Annotated in this window: 18 protein-coding genes and 1 riboswitch; of the genes, 7 read left to right on the top strand and 11 right to left on the bottom strand. The window is 39.2% G+C overall.

Annotated elements, in window-relative coordinates:
* The first annotated feature begins 13 nt into the window (after window positions 1-13).
* Window positions 14-1183 carry a beta-aspartyl-peptidase gene (gene iadA, locus MUG87_RS15510; RefSeq protein ID WP_247083330.1) on the top strand — a complete coding sequence of 390 codons (1170 nt, stop codon included), beginning with the start codon at window positions 14-16 and terminating at the stop codon, window positions 1181-1183.
* Window positions 1184-1281: 98 nt separating this feature from the next.
* Window positions 1282-2697 (top strand): aspartate ammonia-lyase, encoded by a 1416-nt coding sequence (gene aspA / locus MUG87_RS15505; protein WP_247083328.1) that lies wholly within the window; start codon window positions 1282-1284, stop codon window positions 2695-2697.
* 29 nt (window positions 2698-2726) lie between these two features.
* Here aspA and MUG87_RS15500 read toward each other — a convergent pair whose 3' ends face one another.
* From MUG87_RS15500 to MUG87_RS15475, 6 genes are all read right to left on the bottom strand, one after another.
* Complete coding sequence (locus MUG87_RS15500) at window positions 2727-3785, bottom strand: DmpA family aminopeptidase (protein ID WP_247083326.1); 1059 nt, start codon at window positions 3783-3785, stop codon at window positions 2727-2729.
* A gap of 187 nt (window positions 3786-3972) precedes the next feature.
* Window positions 3973-4665: a response regulator transcription factor gene (locus MUG87_RS15495; protein ID WP_247083325.1), complete on the bottom strand. Its 693-nt coding sequence runs from the start codon at window positions 4663-4665 to the stop codon at window positions 3973-3975.
* Window positions 4662-6116 (bottom strand): sensor histidine kinase, encoded by a 1455-nt coding sequence (locus MUG87_RS15490; RefSeq protein ID WP_247083323.1) that lies wholly within the window; start codon window positions 6114-6116, stop codon window positions 4662-4664. The genes MUG87_RS15495 and MUG87_RS15490 overlap by 4 nt, the downstream gene beginning before the upstream one ends.
* Before the next feature lie 11 nt (window positions 6117-6127).
* Window positions 6128-7372 (bottom strand): amidohydrolase, encoded by a 1245-nt coding sequence (locus tag MUG87_RS15485; protein ID WP_247083321.1) that lies wholly within the window; start codon window positions 7370-7372, stop codon window positions 6128-6130.
* Window positions 7373-7534: 162 nt separating this feature from the next.
* Window positions 7535-8245 (bottom strand): alpha/beta hydrolase, encoded by a 711-nt coding sequence (locus MUG87_RS15480; RefSeq protein ID WP_247083319.1) that lies wholly within the window; start codon window positions 8243-8245, stop codon window positions 7535-7537.
* 89 nt (window positions 8246-8334) lie between these two features.
* Window positions 8335-8913 carry an O-methyltransferase gene (locus MUG87_RS15475; protein WP_247083318.1) on the bottom strand — a complete coding sequence of 193 codons (579 nt, stop codon included), beginning with the start codon at window positions 8911-8913 and terminating at the stop codon, window positions 8335-8337.
* A gap of 246 nt (window positions 8914-9159) precedes the next feature.
* Window positions 9160-9264: riboswitch (SAM riboswitch) on the bottom strand.
* A gap of 214 nt (window positions 9265-9478) precedes the next feature.
* Between MUG87_RS15475 and MUG87_RS15470 the strand changes: the two genes are divergently transcribed.
* The 3 genes from MUG87_RS15470 to MUG87_RS15460 are packed head-to-tail and all read left to right on the top strand — an operon-like array spanning window position 9479 to window position 13323.
* Window positions 9479-10999 (top strand): spore germination protein, encoded by a 1521-nt coding sequence (locus tag MUG87_RS15470; protein ID WP_247083317.1) that lies wholly within the window; start codon window positions 9479-9481, stop codon window positions 10997-10999.
* 1 nt (window position 11000) lies between these two features.
* Window positions 11001-12206, top strand: a complete 1206-nt coding sequence (locus tag MUG87_RS15465; RefSeq protein WP_247083316.1) for a Ger(x)C family spore germination protein — start codon at window positions 11001-11003, stop codon at window positions 12204-12206.
* 13 nt (window positions 12207-12219) lie between these two features.
* A complete protein-coding gene (locus tag MUG87_RS15460) occupies window positions 12220-13323 on the top strand; it encodes a GerAB/ArcD/ProY family transporter (RefSeq protein WP_247083315.1) in 1104 nt (367 codons plus the stop codon).
* A gap of 325 nt (window positions 13324-13648) precedes the next feature.
* Here the strand turns inward: MUG87_RS15460 and MUG87_RS15455 are convergent, their stop codons facing one another.
* The 5 genes from MUG87_RS15455 to MUG87_RS15435 all read right to left on the bottom strand — a co-directional run bounded on the left by MUG87_RS15455 (window position 13649) and on the right by MUG87_RS15435 (window position 20469).
* On the bottom strand, window positions 13649-14173 hold the full coding sequence (locus MUG87_RS15455; RefSeq protein ID WP_247083314.1) for a phosphatidylglycerophosphatase A family protein: 525 nt from the start codon (window positions 14171-14173) through the stop codon (window positions 13649-13651).
* Between the two features lie 262 nt (window positions 14174-14435).
* Window positions 14436-16526: a hypothetical protein gene (locus tag MUG87_RS15450; RefSeq protein WP_247083313.1), complete on the bottom strand. Its 2091-nt coding sequence runs from the start codon at window positions 16524-16526 to the stop codon at window positions 14436-14438.
* Between the two features lie 283 nt (window positions 16527-16809).
* Window positions 16810-17955 (bottom strand): Ger(x)C family spore germination protein, encoded by a 1146-nt coding sequence (locus tag MUG87_RS15445; RefSeq protein ID WP_247083311.1) that lies wholly within the window; start codon window positions 17953-17955, stop codon window positions 16810-16812.
* Window positions 17952-19376 (bottom strand): spore germination protein, encoded by a 1425-nt coding sequence (locus MUG87_RS15440; RefSeq protein ID WP_247083310.1) that lies wholly within the window; start codon window positions 19374-19376, stop codon window positions 17952-17954. Before MUG87_RS15440 ends, MUG87_RS15445 begins: the two co-directional genes overlap by 4 nt.
* Window positions 19363-20469 (bottom strand): endospore germination permease, encoded by a 1107-nt coding sequence (locus MUG87_RS15435; RefSeq protein WP_247083309.1) that lies wholly within the window; start codon window positions 20467-20469, stop codon window positions 19363-19365. The genes MUG87_RS15440 and MUG87_RS15435 overlap by 14 nt, the downstream gene beginning before the upstream one ends.
* A 257-nt stretch (window positions 20470-20726) precedes the next feature.
* On the opposite strand from MUG87_RS15435, the gene MUG87_RS15430 reads away from it, so the two are divergent.
* Window positions 20727-21044: a thioredoxin family protein gene (locus MUG87_RS15430; protein WP_247083308.1), complete on the top strand. Its 318-nt coding sequence runs from the start codon at window positions 20727-20729 to the stop codon at window positions 21042-21044.
* A gap of 206 nt (window positions 21045-21250) precedes the next feature.
* On the top strand, window positions 21251-22360 hold the full coding sequence (locus MUG87_RS15425; RefSeq protein WP_247083307.1) for a murein hydrolase activator EnvC family protein: 1110 nt from the start codon (window positions 21251-21253) through the stop codon (window positions 22358-22360).
* Window positions 22361-22376 lie beyond the last annotated feature (16 nt).

Genomic DNA, 22376 nt, shown 5'->3' with positions numbered 1-22376 from the left:
GGGGAAAGAAGAATTGCTTACATTAATAAAAAACGGATATGTATATGCACCCAATGAGATCGGATATAAAGATGTTTTAATTGCAGGCGGGAAAATTGCATATTTGGGCGACAATCTTACAGTCCCTGATGATTTTCCCGTTCAAGTTATCGATGCAACAGACTTACTTGTAGTTCCGGGATTCATTGATTCACATGTTCACATCATTGGCGGGGGCGGGGAGGGCGGCTTTAAAACCCGCACCCCGGAGCTCATGTTAAGTGACCTCACCACATCTGGTATTACAACTGTAATTGGTGTCCTAGGAACTGATGGTACAACCCGCAAAATGGAAGATTTACTGGCAAAAGCACGGGCTTTAGAGGAAGAAGGCGTTTCCTGCTGGATTCATACAGGTTCTTATCAAGTACCAGTAAAAACATTAACAGGTCGAATTGAAGAAGACATTATCTTGATTGATAAAATTATTGGTGTCGGCGAGATTGCTATTTCCGACCACCGCTCTTCTGAACCTACCTTTGAAGAGTTTGTCAAAATTGCCACTGCGGCGCGAAACGGCGGCATTTTATCAGGTAAAGCTGGACTGCTGGAAATTCATTTGGGAGATGGAAAAGAAAAGTTAGCTTTACTTCACGAAGTAGCGGATCGCACCAATATTCCGATTCGTCATTTTCATCCCACTCATATCAACCGAAATGAAGAGTTGTTCCAGGGTGGCATTGACTATGCCAAACGCGGTGGATATGTGGATTTCACAACAAGCACCATTCCTCAGTTTTTAGAGGAAGGTGAAGTAAAATGTAGTACTGCCCTGCGCCTTATGCTGGAAGAAGGTGTTCCAGTTGGATGTATCACCTTCTCTTCAGATGGGCAAGCAAGCCTTCCATTATTTGATGCAACTGGTGAGTATCAAGGCCTACAGGTCGGAAAAGTGTCTTCTCTGTTCCAAGAAGTACGTGACGCCGTTTTGATTGAAGGGATACCGCTGGAAACTGCTCTTCAAGTTATAACAGCTAATCCTGCACAAGTGTTAAGGCTAAACCAAAAAGGATGCCTGCAAGTTGAAAAGGATGCTGATCTTGTGCTCCTGACAAAAGATACATTACAAATCGATACAGTCATTGCACAAGGGAAAGTTATGGTAAAGCACGGCCAAACACTCGTAAAAGGAACTTTCGAATAAACCTTATCCAAATTACCTATTTTTAGCCTCTGTAAATCGCAACTGCCATTTACAGAGGCCATTGGCAAAGCTTCAAATAAAAAGGAGACGTGAAAATTGTGAATGCTACACGCATCGAGCGAGATTTCTTAGGAGAAAAGCATGTTCCGAAAGAGGCTTATTACGGGGTGCAAACATTGCGTGCTTTAGAAAACTTTCCTATCACGGGCTATCGTATTCACCCATCTTTAATTACAGCGATTGCCATGGTCAAGAAAGCATGTGCCTTGGCGAATATGGAATCGAAGCGATTGCCATCCGAAATAGGAAGAGCCATTGTCAAAGCAGCAGAAGAAATTATCGACGGACAGTTGCTGGAGCAGTTTATCGTCGATCCCATCCAAGGCGGTGCAGGAACTTCTCTCAACATGAACATGAATGAGGTGATTGCCAATCGTGCACTTGAAATGCTGGGAAGAGATAAAGGCGATTATGCTTATATAAGCCCCAATACCCATGTCAACATGTCACAGTCCACCAACGATGTATTTCCGACTGGCATTCACCTTGCAGCACTACAGATGGCGGAAGCATTATTGCAAACCATGAATAAGCTACAAGAAGCTTTTGCTAAAAAAGGTGCTGAGTTTGATCATATTATTAAAATGGGACGTACGCACCTGCAAGACGCAGTACCTATTCGTCTGGGACAAGAATTCGAAGCTTACAGTCGTGTATTACAACGAGATATTAAACGTGTGAATATCTCATGTCAGCACTTATATGAAGTCAATATCGGTGCTACGGCAGTTGGTACAGGTCTAAATGCCGATGTTCGCTATATTGAGGCTGTTGTACGGTATTTATCTGTTATTAGCGGTTTTCCTTTAACAAGCGCTGAGCATCTCGTGGATGCCACGCAAAACACAGATGCTTATACAGAGGTTTCTGCTGCTCTTAAGGTATGCATGATGAATATGTCTAAAATTGCCAATGATTTACGACTTATGGCCTCAGGACCACGGGTGGGCTTAGCAGAAATTCAGCTTCCGCCGCGACAACCAGGTTCTTCTATCATGCCTGGCAAAGTGAATCCTGTTATGGCGGAATTAATCAATCAAGTTGCGTTTCAGGTAATTGGTAACGACCATACCATTTGTTTAGCATCTGAGGCTGGTCAGCTGGAGCTGAATGTAATGGAGCCCGTTCTCGTTTTCAATCTTCTACAGTCTATCAGTATCATGAATAATGCCTTTGAGGTCTTCAGAAAGTATTGTGTAGAAGGCATTGTAGCTAATGAAAGCATGCTGAAGGAATATGTAGACAACAGTGTTGGCATCATTACAGCAATCAGTCCCCATATCGGATACGAAACAGCTTCACGTATTGCACAAGAAGCTGTTTCAACCGGAAAATCGGTCCGTGAACTGTGCTTGCTTTACAATGTTCTTGATGAGAGTACGTTAGATGCTATTTTAAATCCTTATGCGATGACACACCCTTCTCCATCTGTGATTGGGCAGTTATCATCCTAAGTAAAAAGCTCCTGTGTGCAGGAGCTTTTTTACTTTAAAGAGATACCATATTCCTGTAGCAAATCATACAGTGCGGGTCTTTCATTTTTGTCCCTTCCAACAACAGGTGTCGCAGCAATTAACGCATTTAAAACCGCTTCCTCTGTCGCCTCGCTGATAGCTCGAAAAGCTACATCCAAGTCATCCTCAGGAACAATAGAAAGCTTACGCAGCTGCTTTTGTTGATGCGGAATTGTATTAGCGGTTGAAAAACCGATTACCACTTCACCGCTACCGGTTGTAATGATTGATCCTGTTCGCGATAAACCAACCACTGTTCTTTTTATAATGCGCTTTAATTGTCTTTCAGATACGGGCAGATCTGTGGCCACAATTATAATAACAGAGCCCTTGTCTTTTTCTTCCCAAGAGTGCAAGATAGCATCGCGCAATTCTTCTCCCACTGCTTTTCCATCGACACGTAAATCACTTAGAATTCCAAAATTAGTAAGGATCAGTACCCCCATTGTATATGTGCCATGCTCCATCTCCATCATTCTAGAAGCCGTCCCAATCCCTCCCTTTAATGAATAACAAAGCATGCCAGTCCCAGCCCCGACTGCTCCTTCTTCAACCTCTACTGAAGTATTTCGAAGAGCTTGTAGCACATGCTCTTTTGTAACAAACCCGGCACGGATATCGTTCAAAAGCATGTCGTTACATTCACAGACGACAGGATTCACACTTCCTGTCGTTCTGCCAATTTCAGGCGTGTCATCTAGCATATATTCAATCAGAGCATCTGCCGCGATGCCAACACTTAACGTATTGGTTAACACGATAGGTGTTTCGAGCGTACCCAGTTCCTCAATCTGAATCGTTCCGAGCGTTTTTCCAACACCGTTAATCACATGACTAGAAGCGACAAGCTTTTCTCGAAATATGTTACCTTGATGAGGGACAATAGCTGTTACCCCTGTTTGCATATCTCCCTCACTTAACGTAACATGTCCTACTGTGATACCCTCTACATCAGTAATCGCATTGCGAGAGCCTGGCTGTAGCCGCCCAATTTTAATGCCATACTCTCTTATTCTCTCTTTCTTCAAACAAAACGCCCCCATAACTGCAACTTTTTTACTGCTATACAGTTATTTTACAGGTATTATAAAAAGTTTTGCCATATAACTGCTAAAAAGCAGAATTTCGATAAAAGAAATCTGCTTTTTTATCATAGTTTTTGTTGTACAATCCAAGAACAGTTTATGTTGAAAATTCCAAAGACTGTAACACAACCTATATATTAAACCGATACCCTGCTCCCCATAGGGTTTCTATGTACTGCGGGTGTGCGGGATCGCGTTCTATTTTCTCACGTAATTTCCGGATATGTACCGTAACTGTAGACACATCTCCGGCTGAATCATAGCCCCAAATACTTTCAAACAGCTGTGTTTTACTTAAAACCTGATTAGGATGTAGAACAAAAAATGTAAGTAATTCAAATTCTTTTGTAGTAAACGGAACTTCTTCATTGTGAATATAGACACGTCGTGCCGCTTTATCGATTGTAATGCCATGCACATATATAGAATTGCTTTGCTGGACAGAGCCGCTTCCGGCTAATCGTTCATATCGAGCGAGATGCGCTTTTACCCTTGCGACAAGCTCACTCGGACTAAATGGTTTAGTAATATAGTCATCCGCTCCTAAACCAAGACCACGTATTTTGTCAATTTCTTCTTTCTTTGCCGATACTAGCAAAATGGGTATATCAACAGCAGATCTTATTTTTTTACAGACTTCAAACCCATTGATTTGAGGCAGCATAATATCCAAAATAATTAAATCGTATCCTCCTTGCAAAGCGCGCTGCATCCCGGTTTCACCTGATAGTTCTACATCTACCTGATATCCATTGATTTCAAGGTAATCCTTTTGTAATTCTGCGATACTTTCTTCGTCTTCAATAATTAAAATATGCTTCATACTGTATCCTCCCTCTTTGCTTTCGGTAAAGTAAAGAATACATCCAATCCTTTTCCCTCTTCACTATTAGCCCAGATTGTACCACCATGCCCCTGTACAATTTGTTTTGCAATCGCCAGGCCGAGACCACTTCCGCCTGTTTGCTTGCTTCTTGATTGCTCTACTCGGTAAAAACGTTCAAAGATATACGGTAGTTCTGCAGAATGAATACCCGGTCCATTATCTGACACTTGCACGGTAACAGCATCTAAATCTTCATGTAAAGAAATCTGAATTTGCTTCTGCTCCTTTTCCATATACTTCACGCTATTATGCACTAAGTTAGAGAATACACGTTTGATTTTTTCACGATCTAGTTCTACATCAATAGGAGTGGAACATGAGTGTTTTACGATAACCTCTATTCCTTGTTCTTGCAAATCTAATTGCAGCTCTTCTGCATAATCCTGCACATACTGAGAGATATTCACCTTCTCAAATACAAATGGTATCCTTTGTAGATCAAGCTTTGAAAATAAAAATAATTCTTCAATTAGAGCATCCAAATCCTTAGCTTTTGTATAAATTGTAGTTAAATATTTATCCATTTTCTCTTTCGTATTTGCTATGCCATCACGAATGCCTTCTACATAACCAATAATGGATGTAATTGGAGTTTTTAAATCATGTGAAATATTAGAGAGCAGCTCTTTTCTACTTTCCTCGTACTGCAGCTGCAGTTCGATGGATTCTTTTAACTTTTTTCTCATTTCCTCAAAGGATTGTGTAAGCTGCCCAACTTCATCTTGAGAATTCCCATATAGCTTGAAGTTTAAATCACCTTCCCAAATGCGTTCAGTGCCTCTCTTTAAGATGAGTAACGGTCTAATAATGCTCCTCGAAACGATATAATTGACCGCTCCCAGCGTCACAATTAAAAACAGCAACAGTAAGCCAAATAGAATGGGAAATAGATTTCGGACAAGCTCTGTATATGAGCTAATCTTACGAAGCACAAATATACTTCCTTCTTCGTTATCAGGAAAGAAAAAATCAAATTTTACGTATGTGTAAAAGGTATCATTCACTTGCATCGTATCTCGTATACGAATGTTACCTTCTTCAAAATCGGGTAACGCTTTTGAAACTGCATTTCGGTTTAATGGTGATGATGCATATGTGACGTTATGACCCTTTCGAATCACAACTTCAACACTAGGTCTATTCTCAACATGTTTCATGTCTAATAGCTCATTCGGTGTATGCTTCGCTAAAAATTTCAAATCCAAATATGCGCTTTCCTCAGCCGCACTTAGCGGTTTATTAATATGAGAGTTTTTATAGAAATATTTTACCGATTTTGCATCTCCTGTAATTGTAAACAATATTAAAAAGCCTGCAGCGAACATTAAAATAATGGATATACATATCACTACGATATAGGATAGTAAAAATTTTGTTTTAATTGACATGCATTTCATCCTTAGTTTTGTCTTTCCATTTTTACTGGAGGTAATTCTCCTGCTACAGATTGCCCTTTGTAAAAAACAATTCGTTTGTTCGGCTTACGAGCAATAACCTCTGCTGCGGAAGAAGCTTTTATTAATATAAAATCCGCCCTATCACCAATCCTTGGCCATTGTTGCTTTCCATTGCAATCAAGCGAACACTTTCCTTTTGTAATGAATGGTAACGCCTGTCCCAATGATTTCTCGTCAATCCACCTAAAGCGTTGTGCCAGAATATTGGCTTTATCTAACATATCGCCGGTACCGAATGGATCCCAATGATCTGTGAGACTGTCCGTACCAAGTTGTATCTCAACACCTTTAGCCTGTAGCAGCGGGACAGGTACACCTGGAATATCAACAGGTATAGTAGACGCAATACGAATACCTAACGCTGCAAATGTTTCAGCTAAGTCCTCAGCTTCTTTTGAAGAAACTGCTCCTAGTCCAAATGCATGACTAATCGTAACACGATTGTGCCACCCTGCTTCCTCTGTCAGTTGCGCTAAGCGCTTCATCGTGTACGTTCCTAAGCTACCGTCATCATGTAGATGCATATCAATATCCACATTAAATTCTACTGCCAAATCCATCATCGTAAATAACGATTTTTCAATATCTCCATCTACAGTAGCAGGATCCAATCCGCCGACTAAGCTTGCACCGGTTCTCAAAGCCTCCTTCATCAAGGAAACCGCATGATTTCTCAATAAACCATGTTGCGGGAATGCTACAATTTCCCCGTCTAGTTTATTCTTGTAATCTGTTAGTACTTCCATCGTTAACTCAAGGTGGTGCAAACCAATAGAATGATCAATATTGCAATGTGTTCTCACAAAAGTTGTCCCACTAGAGGATTCCTGATTTAAAATTTTCTTCGCTCTTTCCTTAACAAAACGCAGCTGCTCAGGAAGTAATTTTTGCTCCTCAGCTATTCTTTTAAAAACGCTTGGATTGGGTGTTGGGGCTTTCCAGGGTCCCCCATAATAAGTTTTATTGAGATGAATGTGCATTTCAGCAAACGAAGGCAACACTAATAAACCACACGCATCATAATAACTTGCTTCTGCTGGTAAATCTTCATTGGCACTGATTATATTTTGAATCGTTCCATCTTCAATAAATAAATGAAATTGAGCTGTCTCTGTTTCTGTTACCACATCATCTTCATATTTATAACCTGTTTCTAGTAAGACATTCTTCAACCAAAATGTATTCATTCCTATCCCCCTCTAGGTCGTTGTTGTTCTTCCTTTATCATATCGGATAAAACTAAAAGACTTATAAACCATTTCTTAAAAAAGTATTAAAAATGAAACTCTTTTTAGAAATACACCATATTGTGAATCCATATAAAAAGACAACGCTCATACGTTGTCTCCTTAGTGTTGCCTATTTAACCATTCTGTCATAACTTCAATGGTTTCCTTTTGTTGCTGCTTTGCTGTAATCGTACTTTTATTATCGCCCTTTTGCTCACCATACATGCCAAAGTGAGCATGATTTCCACCCTTAATCATATGTAGAGTAGTGTTTTTGGAAAGAAGCTGTTCTTTCTCTTTCATTTGTGACAGCGTAGCCACTCCATCTCTTTCACCATAAACGGACAGAATTGGAATAGACGTGTTGGAAAGGTCATCTGCTGGATAAGCAGCCAGAAACATGATCCCAGCGACTTTATCTTTATTTTCATAAGCGTACCTAGCACCCATCGCTCCCCCTAAAGAATGACCCGCTATATACCACCTTCTTACCTGTGGGTAGCTCTTGATGATTTCGTCTGCCTTATTGACATCAAAAATGGCAAAACGCAATGGCAACTGCGGTATAACAGTGAAGTAGCCTTTCTTTTGTAGCTCGTATCCAATATAGCTGTATGCCTCCGCCTCTACTTTTGCACCTTGGTAAAAGATAATACCTGTTTCAGCATTTGGATTGCCAAATACCATAGCTCCATCTTCTTTGTTTTGCACAAGAGAAAGAGCCTCTTTTGTGGGCTTATAAGCAGCTTGCGCCCAAATCAAAAAGCATGCGGTTATAAATACCAATAGCGCTATGAAAGATAATAGAATTATTTTCATCCATTTTTTCATCGTAAGATTCCTCACAGTTTTCACTTTTTACTTAATCTATCACTTTTTTTAAGGAGCAATACGCTGATGTTTAGAATCTCCTCTTATATTTATTCTGCTGTTTTAATTGCTAGTAATACGCCTGTAGACCAGTCCATCTCAGTTATAGTCATATCTTTTCTATTTCGCAATGCTTGCACTAACGTTGGCGCTTTAATACGGTACTCTTCCGGCAATTTTTCATGCGGTAATACGTCATGAATGACATAAAATCCACCAACATTCAGCTGCTCTAGTGTTTTATCCAGCAAGTCGAATTTTCCTGGCCATGTATCCGCAAAGATAAAGTCGAACGTTTCGGTCATCGTTTGAATAAATGCACTTCCCTCTTCGCAATGAAATGTAATACGTGTATCATGTCCCAGCATTTGTTTTGCTACGGCGTGAACAGCAGGATCAATATCAACAGTTATCAATGTGCTGGTTTCATCCATACCTTCTAAAATCCAAGAAGCCGATGCCCCTGTTCCTGTTCCCAGTTCTAAAAATCTGCCACTTTGTTTCGCTGCGGCTAATCCTTTTAAGAAAAAGCCTGTTTTATAGTCACAAAATTGATTAAAACCAATCTTCTTTGATTCTTTTATAATCTGTAAATATGCAGACGGTGCTTGCTGCTCTATCTGTTTCATTTCATCCTCCTTTTATGTAGGGCTTTTGATTTTTTATACATAGGCTCGGTTAATGGTTTGTTGTTGCTTTCCGTTACGGGGGTTCGCTTTCAGCGAGCGGTCAGGGAGTCTCATCCCTTTCACTCCAATCAACAAGTGCAAATGATTAACATTGGGCTTTAACACAGCCTATACATAAAAAAGCCCCTTTCCTACACCAAGAAAGGAGCTGAACATACTTTTACCTCACAAAAGCATCTTCGTCCTTTCTCATCTTCCAAGCGCGCAGCTTGCTGGAATTGGCACGGTATTCCAAAGGAATCCGTTGCCGAGGCTTCAAAGGGCCAGTCCCTCCACCTCTCTAGATAAGAAATTACGTCTTTTTAAAATTCTAAGTAAATATATACGAAAAGTCAATGTAATTATATACGCGTCGAATTAGAATCGCCTAACACTCTATGTATGCCTATTCGTATTTCTATCAGATTTTCATTTTCTTTGCTCCAAATAGAGTATGAAGAATAAACATCCTTAAAATAGGAGATACGATTGTTAACAGCCAAAAAATTAAGGTGAGTACGTTTCTATGAAAAATCATCATGTGATGCAACAAGAAGAACATAAAGACGAAATTTTCATCTCTTTAGTCCAAAATACAGCTCGCATTCAACAGGATTTCGGCGACAGCACAGACCTATCTATACGACATATAACACTAGGAAAAAAACATCTCTCTTCCGCTACTCTTGTACGAATTGAAGGGCTTTCTGATGAAAAGCTGGTATCAAAATCTGTTATTCAACCTTTAATAGAGCTATGGGACACAAACGAACGAATGACAACAGACGGAATAGCGTCTTGTCTGCAAAATAATTTAGTAACCACAAGCGGACTGAATCTTACTTCTAGATGGAAGGAAGTATTTCGAGCCATTTTGGAGGGTGACACCGCGGTATTTATTGATGGATGTCACATAGCAATCATCGCGAGCACGCGCGGAGGCGAACGCCGCTCTATTACCGAACCATCAACACAAACAACAATTCGAGGACCAAAGGAAGGCTTCGTAGAGAGTATTAGAACAAACACAGCTCTAGTGCGCAGAAAAATTAAAAATCCTAAACTGAGGGTTGAAGCCATGGAGATTGGAACACTTTCACAGACAAGCGTAGAAATTATGTACGTAGAAGGCATTGTTGATGAAGAAGTGCTGATGAAAGTGCAAAACAAGCTGCAAACAAGTAATCTGGATATGGTTTTAGAGTCAGGTGATATTGAAAGGCTGATTGAAAATAATACACACACCGTATTCCCAACCGTTTATCACACAGAGCGACCTGATGTAGTAGCAAGCGACATCTCACAAGGGCGGGTCGCTGTATTTGTGGATGGAACACCATTCGTTTTAATTGCACCTGTCTCCTTTTTTCAATTCTTCCAATCACCAGAGGATTATTACGAAAGAAAACAGATTGGCTATTTTATACGAGGACTGCGGTTTGTATCCTTTTTGGTTGCTTTGCTTGCACCTTCCATCTATATCTCTTTAATTACACATCATCAATCCATGCTTCCAACACACCTTTTAATCAGTCTATATGCACAGCGGGAAGGTATTCCATTTCCAGCCATTATAGAGGCTTTTTTGATGGAGCTGCTGTTTGAGCTTCTTAGAGAAGCTGGCATACGCATGCCTCGTATCATTGGCCCAACTGTTTCTATCGTTGGAGCGATTGTATTAGGACAAGCGGCGGTACAAGCAGGAATCGTATCGACTGCGATGATTATAGTGGTCTCCATCACAGCCATCTCGAGCTTTACACTGCCTAGCTATAATTTGGCTGCTACTGCCAGGATTCTTCGCTTCGTTCTTATGATAGCAGCATTCTTACTAGGCTTTTACGGAATCTTGCTCGGGTTTCTTGTCCTTTTAGCTCATACATGTAGTCTCTACTCCTTTGGAGAACTGTTTGTTAGTACCAAGCTTCCCGGTGTGCAAGGTGCGCAAAGATCTAGTCAGAAAAGTTTTTGGGCAAGAGTTTTTGATATCAAGACAAATTCAACCCCTAAACAAACAGTCCGATCACCGCAAAAAGGAGAATCGTAACATGCTGAAACGAATTATGGGCTATATAGCTCTTATTTGTATGCTGATCTATCAAGCAGGGTGCGGAAGTCAAGCAGAATTAAATGAAATGGCTGTTGTAATTGGAATGGGAATCGATATAGTAAACGAACATCAGTATAAAGTTACCTTTCAAATTGTGGACCCGAGTCAAGCCGCCGGCACACAAGGAGGCTCTGGTGGTAACAGCGGCTTGCAAATCCTAAATCAAAGCGGCTTTGGAAAAACAATTGTCTCAGCGGCTCGCAATGCTTCTAAAAGTATCTCGAGACAAAATTTTTATGCCCATACTGCTTTAATTGTGTTTGGAGAGGAAATGGCCCGCCGTGGTCTAGCTGAAGCACTGGACACCCTCGAGCGTGATCAAAGTCTTCGTACTAATATTCCAGTTGTAATCGCAAGAGATACGACTGCCAGCACTGTTTTAGATACTCTGACTGTTTTAAATAAAATTCCTACTCAATCTATCATTGGAAAACTAAAAAATACGGGACAGGTACTAGGAGAAAATCCCAACGTTCTTTTAAACGAGCTCGTAATGAACACTGTCACACCAGGAAAAGAAGCAATTATCAGCGGTGTAACTGTCAAAGGTGATACCAAGAAAAAATCACAAGCGAGCTATGTAGAACAAACACACCCTGTGTCTTCTGTACTCAGTGGCGTAGGTATTCTTAATAAGCAAGGGCGTTTAGTTCGCTGGCTTGACGGCACTGATGCAAAAGCTGTCCTATATATAGGTAATCAGTTAAAACATACGATTGTCTCAGCTGCATGCGCTAAAAACAAGTACATTAGTTCTGAAATCTTATTTGCCAAAAGTAAAAAGAAGGTAAGCTTTCAACAAGGGACCCCGATTCTACACGTTTCCGTATACCAAGATGCCGAAATTGAAGCAGTAGATTGTGAAGATGTTGCGATTACCAATCCTGATGTAATTAAGCAAATTGAAACAAAGATGAGTAAAGAAGTAAAGCGTGAAATTGAACATGCAGTGCGCCTTGTCCAACAAGAGAAGAGCGATATTTTCGGCTTTGGAGAATTTTTATATCGCAATAGCCCACGGGTTTGGAACACATATGAAAAACAGTGGGAAGAGCAATTTGCTAAAGCTAAGCTTCACGTTACGGTACATACCACTCTTAGACGTTCCGGCATGATTCAAGACCATTTCCCGACAGTCCGTTAGCAAGGAGGACACTATGCAAAAACACCACGTGTATACAATTGAAATGTTTTATATCATTATCTTATTTGAACTGGGAAGCGCAGTCCTCCTTGATGTGGGAAAGAGTGCTAAACAAGACGCTTGGATTGCCATCTTGATTGGAACCGCAGTGGCCATCCTTCCATTACTTATCTACATTTCACTGTATAAGTACGCCCCAAACTTATCACTTATACAATATCTGCAGAAGCTGCTTGGGAAGCGACTAGGACAGATTGTAGGTCTTTTTTATATCGCATACTTTTTATACATTTGTTCACGCGTTTTACGAGATTTTGGTTCACTTTTAATTGTAGCGGCATATCCGTATACGTCTCCCTTTATTCTAAATACCTGCATGATGCTGGCAGTTGCTTATATAGCCAGCCTTGGCTTCGAAGTGATTGGACGTATGTCCATGGTTATGATTTGGCTTATTCTTGTTCCCTTTGCTCTTTTAACTATTCTGCAGCTTGTATCTGGCACAGTACATCCTGACTATATAAAGCCCGTACTGGCAGAAGGCTGGAAACCTATATTAAAAACAATATTTCCAGGCGTAGTAACCTTTCCTTTTGGCGAAATGATTGCATTTACAATGCTGTTTCCCTTTTTAAAAGAACCTAAACACGTGACCAAAATCAGTATAGGCGCCGTAGTGATAAGCGGATGTATATTAATGGTTGAAATGCTTTTTCACTTGGCTACTATCGGAGTAGAGGCAGTCTCACATGCTACATTCCCGATTCTTTTAACAGTTTCTCTCATTAAAATTGGGGATTTCTTAGAAAGACTAGATGCCTTTGTTGTTATCATTATGGTTGTTTTGGGCTTTTCTAAAATTATTGTTTTCCTATATGCCGCCACAAGAGGAGCTTCACAGTTGTTTGGTATTAAGGAAGAAAAACAACTTGTCTATCCATTAGGCCTTGTCGTTGTTCTTTCTTCTTCCTTTATTGCACCTAATTTTGCTGCCCATATACAAGAGGGAATCGACTATGTAACATATTATCTACATTTACCCTTTCAATTCGGCATTCCCTTTCTACTGTTTGTCATTATGCACATCAAAAAACGGAAAGCTGCTCATGCACGGTAATTGTTCTGTCTGCGGATAGATATTAGAAATACGAATATATAGAGCGTGATTGTCAAATAATCATACCCCCTGAGCACCATAAAGATATGTTGACCTGTCGTGAAGAAATAACCAAGAGAATAGCCCTGTAGCAAATCCATTCCTATTCCAAACCCAAATACAAGAAGTGTTATTAACAATATAGCCCCTATTAATTTCATGACATCACCTTTATGATTTTGACTTTAGGAATATGGTGTAAAAAAAGCCACTATTATATACGTATTTGCTCCCCTAACAAAAAGTGGCTCCTACGATTGTAGTAGGAGCCAAGCAGAATAAAAATTTATTCAGGGTTATGCTCACTTTCCAGCTTTGCGCGATATCGATGTGCCAATCGGCTTGCAGCAGCTGCTGCAATCGCACCAACCAAATCATCTAAAAAAGCGTGTACGTGCCCTGTAGACTTATCATTCAGCAGGTGTAAAATACCTTCTTTCAACTTATCGATGTAGCCATAATTAGTAAAGCTAATACTTCCATACAAGTTTAGAATGGATAATGCTAATGTTTCATCCACACCATACAAGCTTTCATCTGCCTTTATCATTTGCTGAAGAGGAAAAGATAATGCTCCTTTTTCTGCCAGTATATCTAGCTCAATTCCCGTTAACAAAGCGTTCTGCACTTCTCTTTTTTTCAGTACACTTTCCACATTCTCCACACATTCCTCTATAGTCAAACACGGTATATATTTCTCTTGCAAAAAATATGTTAGCTTTGCAATGTCTTCTGTATGTACACCTCGTTCATGTAAAGCTGTAATAGCATTTTTTTGTACGTCATGACTCGATATAAAAGTAAGCTTCATCTCTTAATGGATTCCTCCTTTATCTATTGGCTGTGTTAAAGTTCACTGATTTCCATTAGGGAGGTTCGCTATGCACATGCGGGATCCTCTCACCCCCTTTACTCCACTCAACAAGTGATAATGATCCACATTAGGCTTTAACACAGCCTACCTATTTTGGAAATCGCTTTTATTATTAAGATGGTTTTCAAACTTTATTCATACGGTACATGTGGATCCTTTGACTCAACTTAAAAAGACCCTGCTTATGCAGGGCCTTTCATCATTTCTTATTTACAGGAATTGTGATTTCCAATTCTGCTGGCGTTGTTTTGCCACCTGACACTGTAAACGTATAGTTCACAGGTATTTCTTCCAGTAGGTCCATATCCAAGTATGTTACTGCTTGATAGGTGCCATCCGGTAAATATAAGCTGAAGCTTCCTTCATTCACACTCACATGGTAAAGCTCTTCCTCATCACCAACCGCTTGCAATTGCAGGATACCCCATGCAGTACCATTTTCTTTCTTTACAGTTCCCTTTACATTATCTGCTGGTACTTCAATACGAAGCGGAGCTACAGTTCCGTTTTTCACTGTGAAAGTGTAACGAAATGCTGTAACATTTCCTGTTTCCATATCATAATAGCCTTCCGTTGTATACGTCCCGTCCGGTAAATACAAGCTGATTTGTCCATCTTTAATTTCTGCACTATACCATTTTTCTGTACCAGACTCACCTTCATATAAAATGAGCGTACCTCTTTGCACAGGTTGCCCTGCTTTTTGTACTGTTCCTGTCACATTATCAGCCGGCACGTTCACAGAGATTACTTCTGCTTTGCCATTCTTTACGGTAAAGATTTGATAAAATGCCGTAAATACATCTCTTTCGACATCATAATAACCAGCTATCTCATATTCTCCATCTGGTAGATATAAGCTGAATTGACCATTTTGAATGTTTGCTTCATAGGAGTAGAAGTGTTCTGTATCTTGGATTGACACAAGTCCACTTTTTACTACCTTGCCGTTTTTAGAAACAATACCTGTTACATTATCAGCCGGTATATCAATGTGAAGAAAAGCTGGTGACGCTTTTCCATTCACCACAGCAAACTTGTATGTAAACGGCACATACAAACCTGTTTCTACATTATAATATCCCGTCATTTCATATTGGCCATCAGGCATATACAAACTAAATTGACCATTTTGAATCTCTACTTCAAAGAAGCGTTCCGAATCTATATTTTTAAACTCTGTAAAGCCTCTCTGAATAGGCTGTCCTGCCTTTGTTATTTTCCCTTTTACATTATCCTCAGGTACTTGTATTTTAAGCTGTGCTGGTTTGGTTTTCCCATTTTTGACTGTAAAGGAATAAGAATGATTTACATACCTTTGTCGTTCTTCATCAAAATATCCATCCGTTTCATATTCTCCGTCCGGCATATATAAGCTAAATGTACCATTTTGAATACGAGCGCTATACCAAGCAGAATCATCTTTTGTTCGGAATTGAATTTCTCCCTCATTCACCTTTTGTTTTCCTTTTTGTACCGTTCCCTTTACATTATCTGCCGGAACGTAAATAGTAAGGGGAGCATTTTTGTTGTTCTTTATTGAGAACTCTTGGGAAAGCGTAACAAACTGTCTCTTCGTATCATCATAATAGCCTTCCACTTTGTATTGCCCTTTTGGCAAATATAGCTTGAATTGTCCTTTTAGGATACGAGATTCATATGCTTTTGGTTCTGCTTCATTCAAACTTGTGATATACACCGTTCCCATTGGAATGATATTTTTTGCCTGTTGGATAAACCCTTTCACATTATTTGCAGGCACAACAATGGATAGCTTTTCAGGCACTGATTTTCCGTTTGCTACTGTAAAACGATAAGAAGTGTTAATCGACTCATGAGTAGTTTCATCGTAATATCGTTCTAGTATATATTCGCCGTCTGGTAAATACAGGCTAAATACACCCTTGGTAATGGCCGTAGTGTATTCATCATATCCATTTCCGTCAAGACTATAGATCACTACACTGCCTGCTTTTACTTTTGTTTTATCCTTTTGAATAGCTCCAGTAACATTTACCTGGCGTCTGCTGTCAGGTTGTTTTGCACTTTTTTCCGTTGCAGCAAAAGTAGATGGTTTCATAAATTTATTTACACCTTGTTTATCTCTTTGATGAAAAGACTGCTTTTTAAGATTTTGACGCTCTAATGCTTCTTGCTTAATTGTTTCTTCTAAACCTTTGGCAGGTGTGACAATTGAGGCGGCAAATGCAGCAGATATATTACTAAACTGCAATAGCACAAGTAAAGTGACGATGAATATATAACACGAGCCCTTCGTATGTATCTTCATTCCATTCTCTACCTTTCTCATTTCATAATATGTGATGCCTTAATAACCTTGCCACTTTCTGCTTCATACATATCGTATGTATTAGTTATATACGCCCCCTAACCTAATATTATCTAAGTGGGGCTTTGCGAATTGTAAGTATCCCACTTCAACATTAATGATACATTATTCAGAAAATACGGTAAATAAATATATTTATACTTTTTCATAAAAAGGCCCCACTTCAAGTTTTTAACATGAATAGGCGGGGCCAATGACGTTATAGTATAATTAAGTTATTCTGTTACCTCGTATTTTTATCATAAATATAGCTATTAAAGTTCACCACTTCCACTTCCACTTTTATCTTTTTTAACGAATCTTTGTGTAGGTAAAAAGATGGCTGATTTTGAAGTGTATGATACTTTTGTGGATGCTTTCGGTACCAGTTCTCTCCAACATTTAAGCTGTCTATTCCTTGCTTTCTTCCTTTTTCATATACCTGATATATCTGATTGGTAATCTCCTTTTCGATTTTTGAAAGCAAGTCCTTATAAGAAATATGCTCAATTTTTTCGATGAGCTCCCCCTGAACAGAAAGCTGTATGCTAAATACAGGATAATCTGTCTCCTTTTCATATTTTACTTTCATTTTAGGCGAGCCTAAATCTACTACGCCAATCAATTTGTCATCTTTCTCAATTCGTACAGTATACGAATTGTTTTTTCCTAAGATCCAATCAATAATAAAAGCGTCTTTTCTTCCTATCATACCCTTACTTTCACTATTTTGAAAAACAGAATAACCATCAATAAAAACCGTTGGATATGAGCCCTCCGATTTCCAAGCTTTATGATTGATTTTGATGGCTGGTAACTTCGCTATCCCCATTGGCTCATAATAAGTTCGTAAAAATTGCATGAGGGACACTGGCTGAATTTCATCTTTAAAGATTTTAGCTCCACTTTCTTTAAACAAAACGGTATAAACAGAAGGGTAATTAAATAATCCTTGAATCTGAAACACATCTTCTATTTTCTCCTCTGTAATAAACAATCGTATCGTACCGCGTACAGATCGGTTTCTTCCTACTTCTGTTAAAAACTTTTTCATGGCACTATTCGTCAAGCGATTTGTCACTACAATGGTTCGAATATGTCCAAAAAATAAGGGAGGGTCTGTCAATTTATATAGCTTACTAACCGCTAAATTTAATGTTTCTCCCCGCGCTGAACCAATAAAATTAGGGATGTTGTTTGCGGAGCTCTTTCCTTCTTGCTTTGCTACATTCACAAAATTTAACCCTTGTAAGTAAGCGATATACTCCTTTTTGTTTTCATCATAATCTAAGCCAATTGCTATAATATACGTCAAATCTTGAATATTTTTTAAACCGGCACAACCGGAAATCATCATACAACATAATACAAACAGTACAACTTTCTTCATTGACCATCTTCCCTTGTTGAATCATTAGGATGAGTAGAATGAGCACGTTCCTTATATAAATTCCCTGGCATTCTCAAAAAAGCGCGCGCTACTTCCTGTATACTAACAGGAGCCAGTGCACTTAGATAAGGAACACCGAATGATGATACAGTAGATAAATAAAGAACAGTTAAAATAAAACCTAACGTAACGCCGAACAGTCCGAAAAATGTGCTCAATATCAAAATAAAGAACCGTAAGATGGTGATTCCACTGCTTAAGGATTGATTGACAAGAGTAAAAGATGAGATATAGGTAATGGCAGCTATCACAAGCATCGTCGGCGAGGTCAGCCCCGCGCGGATTGCAGCATCCCCGACGATTAATCCTCCTAGCACAGCAACGGTTTGACCGATGGCTCTTGGTAAACGAACACCTGCCTCATTGAATAGTTCAAACAAAAATAGAACAATAAACATTTCTATCGGTGCAGGCAATGGCAGCCCAAATCTAGAAACGGAAATTGTGGCCACGAGCAAATAAGGAATTTGTTCAATATTGTAAGCAGAAAAGGCTACCCAAACAGCCGGTAAAAAAGCAGATATGAAAATACCTACAACACGGATGAATCTTTCCACAGAGACGATGGTATAGCTAAGGTGTGTATCCTCAGGGGATTTCGTTTGAATCAGTAAATTGATAGGGGCGAAGGAAACCGTAGGACTTCCATCTACTATCAATGCAAAACGCCCTTGGTTTAAAGCTTCTACAATAAAATCAGGTCTGCCCGTATAGTCCATTGTTGGAAAAATGCTATACCGGCGATCATCTACATATGCCTCCAACTCGTGGCTTGTTGTAAGTATATCTATGTCTACTTTTTGCAATCTCTGATGAATTTCAGTCAATACATTTTGATTAATAACATCTTTCAAATAAAGAAGAGCCACCTCCGTATTACTCCGGGCTCCGATCGTATATTTCTCTACGCACAGAGACGACGTATGCAATCTTCGACGAATTAAAGATATATTAGTTTTCATATCTTCCACAAATCCATCTTTAGGACCACGTATAGAGGTTTCAAGAGACGATTCTTCAGGTGCTCGTTTTGGCAGGTCACCAGCACCAATCGTAAAAACAGATTCTTGAAATATAAATAAAACGTATCCTTTAAATAAAAAATGCGAAATGGAATCAATAGAACGACCTGTGATATCTTCAGCTTGAAAAAGGGAGCGCAGTAGCTTTTCAGGTACATCATGGCCTTCTAATCTTGGCAGGATAAATTGATCTAAATATTGGCTGTTCGTTAAACTCTCAAAATATACGAGCTCCATCTCAATGCCTTGTATTTCATGCTTTTTAAATATTAAATCCTGGCTATGTAAAAACTGCTTATGCAATTGTTCCAGTATCCTATTCTTTTTACGCTCCCTCATGCTTGTCCTCTCTTTTCTTCATCAGAATGGTAAGAAGGGTTGCTAGTACAATTTGCCCTACAAACAAAAACATACAGGCTGGCAGAAAATAACGGTAAATCCATTGATAAAACGTGTATGTTTCAAGTTTCACTAACATTAAAACAAGTAATAAGCCATATAAAAGCAGGATGCTAAACGGCCGAAGCTTGTAATGCTTTATTTGTTTTGTAAAAAAAGCACCGGCTAAAAACATAAACAAACCAATTCGAATCACTGCCCCGCACAACCATTGATATAGCGCCAGAAAATCTAAATGAGAAACATACTGTCCAATATTCATGATTCTCCACTGCTCATATGCCGGATATCTAAAATGATTTGCTTGCATGGGTCCAAATTCCATAATTGCCGCAGATAAGGGGCCGAATATGAGAATCGTTAAAAACGTAACTAAGATAAGCAAGTGCTTACGCTTAAGCCTACTTTGCATATAGGGTTGTAAAAGAACGACCAAGTATACTTCTAATAGCCCGGATAAGGTATACATCATGCCTTTTAAAATAGGTAGCAATCCATTTGACATAACAGGAAATAAAAGAGATGGGTCTTTCAGGGGTGTATTCGTGATAGAAATAAAAATGCCGGCTAAAACAACAAGAGGAAGTAATACACCGGCCGAAATCGCCATATACTTGATGCCTGCAAGTGTCACAATAAAGCAAACAACTAGAAGAAGAATCGTAATTATAAATATAGAATAATCCACCAAAAAATACGCCTTTAACCAAATCATTAAATCCTTAAAAGTGATGTAAGCGCTGCTTATTAAAAAAAGAATAAGAGGCGCCCCCATTGCATAGTAAACCATGCTACCAAATCTCTTACGAATTGCAGGATAAAACCCCTCGGGATTATTATGCTTGGCTATGTAGTAAATACACCATACCAATAGCAACGCAATGGGATAAGTAATCATCACACTTAGCCAGCTATCACGGCCAGAAGCTAGTAAAAGATTTGGAAGTAAGAGAACATGGTTTAATAATCCTGTTGATAAGATTAACAATAATAGCACTTGTCTAGGAACTAGTATAGAAACCAAATTTTTCATATTTTCCCTCATACATAAGAAGTAAGTATTAATGCTCATTATGCGCATAACTTACCATATTATGCTTAAAGTAGGAATCTTCCTTCGAATTAAGTACTTCATATGTTCTCCCTTTATTATGGATAGATATCGAAAAAATTCCATGCAGACTTGATATAAACAGAAACGCTTGCTCATACTAACATATGGATGTACATACTGTTACGTGGTATCCCGGAATTCTGAGGTCCTAAATATCTACAAAGGAGTAATCTACAATGGCATTGATCGCTATCAACACAGAGAATTTCCACTCAAAAGTGCAAGAACGTCCTATCGCACTCGTTTGCTTTTTAGCAAAATGGTGTGATGTGTGCAATAGTATTTCACCTATTTTGGAGACATTATCAGAAGAGTTGCAGGAGAAGCTGACATTTTTCAAAGTGGATATTGATGAGAACACGGAATTGCTCGAGCAGTTTCAAATCACGAGCATCCCCTCTTTGTTGCTATTTGAAAAAGGGACGGTAAAAACAAAGCTGATGCCGCTTCAGTCCAAGGAAAAATTGTTAAATCAGCTCACTGATTATATCTAATGACACCAATAGCTAGTAACAATTTTGCTGCTAAGCGGGATTTGTATTACATTTCGCTAATGGTTTTGTAGATACGAACTTAATATCACAAAACCACCACGAAATATCTCTTATGCTTTAAGCATGCTTTACAATTAGATTACAAACAGAGAAATACCTCCTTTATATGTTATAACTTTATCTGGTATAACATAGGGAGGTACGTAATGACACGAAAAGCGATTCATATCACTTTATTAACAAGTATGATAGCAGGAGCCTTTATGCTACCTGTATCTACACAAGCAAATACGGATGTAAACACGTCGCAAAATAGATTACATGAAAACCAAACAGAAGCGCTTCAGAAAGAAATTGAGTCCTTTAAGCAACAGCTTGAGCAGTTGGATCAAGCTATTGTACAAACAGAAGCTGAATTGGAGTCTACTCAGAACCAAATCAATGGGACACAGGCTGCAATTGCGAACAAAGCACAAAACATTACCATGCTGCAAGAAAAGATTAGTCAAAGACAAGAAGTGATTAAAAAGCGGCTGGTCACCTTACAGAATCAACCTAAGTCAAATTTAATAACAGATGTACTTCTCCATGCAGACAGCATCGCTGGGTTATTGGATAATATGTACTCGCTGAATTTAATATTTCAATCCGATAAAACGATTCTAGATGACCAAAAAACAGATCAAGAAAAGCTAAAAAATGAAAAAAACAGCATTGAAGAGCAGGAATTGGCCTTACGTTCCTATGAGGCCTCTCTGCTTCAAAAACAGCAACAACTCGAACAGAGTCAACAAGACAAAAAGCTGACGATTCAAACACTAGAACAGCAGTACCATGCAAATCTCAGCGCTCTTATAGATGCAGAGGAAGAAAAAAGATTACTAGAGTCGCAAGGAATTGTTCCTCCACTCACAGGAGGCACAGGACTATTCATTAAACCGGCAGCCGGTTCCTTTTCTTCTGGTTTTGGCATGCGAGGCAATGAAAATCATAAAGGTGTAGACATTGCAGCATCCGGTCCCGTTCCAATTGTGGCCGCGGCATCCGGAACGGTTATCCGTTCTGAATATTCTTCTAGCTATGGAAATGTAGTATACATGTCCCATAATATAAACGGCAAAACCTATACAACTGTTTATGCCCATATGCGCAGCCGTTCTGTGCAGCGAGGTCAAACTGTACAGCAAGGACAACAAATCGGTGTTATGGGCAATACCGGTATGTCATTTGGACAACATTTGCATTTCGAGATTCATGTAGGAAGCTGGAATGCGGCTAAATCCAATGCAGTGGATCCTATGCAGTTTTTACAGTGACTACTGACATACTATG

This window comes from Ectobacillus sp. JY-23 (genome assembly GCF_023022965.1).
In the GTDB taxonomy this organism is placed as follows: Bacteria; Bacillota; Bacilli; order Bacillales; family Bacillaceae_G; genus Ectobacillus.
This window is presented reverse-complemented; position numbering and strand designations above follow the sequence as displayed.

Coding starts and splice junctions, on each gene's coding strand:
- MUG87_RS15470 (WP_247083317.1), top strand. CDS start 9,479: ATGAAAAATCATCATGTGATGCAACAAGAAGAACATAAAGACGAAATT.
- MUG87_RS15465 (WP_247083316.1), top strand. CDS start 11,001: ATGCTGAAACGAATTATGGGCTATATAGCTCTTATTTGTATGCTGATC.
- MUG87_RS15425 (WP_247083307.1), top strand. CDS start 21,251: ATGACACGAAAAGCGATTCATATCACTTTATTAACAAGTATGATAGCA.
- MUG87_RS15485 (WP_247083321.1), bottom strand. CDS start 7,372: ATGAATACATTTTGGTTGAAGAATGTCTTACTAGAAACAGGTTATAAA.
- MUG87_RS15490 (WP_247083323.1), bottom strand. CDS start 6,116: ATGTCAATTAAAACAAAATTTTTACTATCCTATATCGTAGTGATATGT.
- MUG87_RS15480 (WP_247083319.1), bottom strand. CDS start 8,245: ATGAAAAAATGGATGAAAATAATTCTATTATCTTTCATAGCGCTATTG.
- MUG87_RS15440 (WP_247083310.1), bottom strand. CDS start 19,376: ATGAGGGAGCGTAAAAAGAATAGGATACTGGAACAATTGCATAAGCAG.
- MUG87_RS15460 (WP_247083315.1), top strand. CDS start 12,220: ATGCAAAAACACCACGTGTATACAATTGAAATGTTTTATATCATTATC.
- MUG87_RS15450 (WP_247083313.1), bottom strand. CDS start 16,526: ATGAAGATACATACGAAGGGCTCGTGTTATATATTCATCGTCACTTTA.
- MUG87_RS15495 (WP_247083325.1), bottom strand. CDS start 4,665: ATGAAGCATATTTTAATTATTGAAGACGAAGAAAGTATCGCAGAATTA.
- MUG87_RS15435 (WP_247083309.1), bottom strand. CDS start 20,469: ATGAAAAATTTGGTTTCTATACTAGTTCCTAGACAAGTGCTATTATTG.
- MUG87_RS15475 (WP_247083318.1), bottom strand. CDS start 8,913: ATGAAACAGATAGAGCAGCAAGCACCGTCTGCATATTTACAGATTATA.
- MUG87_RS15455 (WP_247083314.1), bottom strand. CDS start 14,173: ATGAAGCTTACTTTTATATCGAGTCATGACGTACAAAAAAATGCTATT.
- MUG87_RS15430 (WP_247083308.1), top strand. CDS start 20,727: ATGGCATTGATCGCTATCAACACAGAGAATTTCCACTCAAAAGTGCAA.
- MUG87_RS15445 (WP_247083311.1), bottom strand. CDS start 17,955: ATGAAGAAAGTTGTACTGTTTGTATTATGTTGTATGATGATTTCCGGT.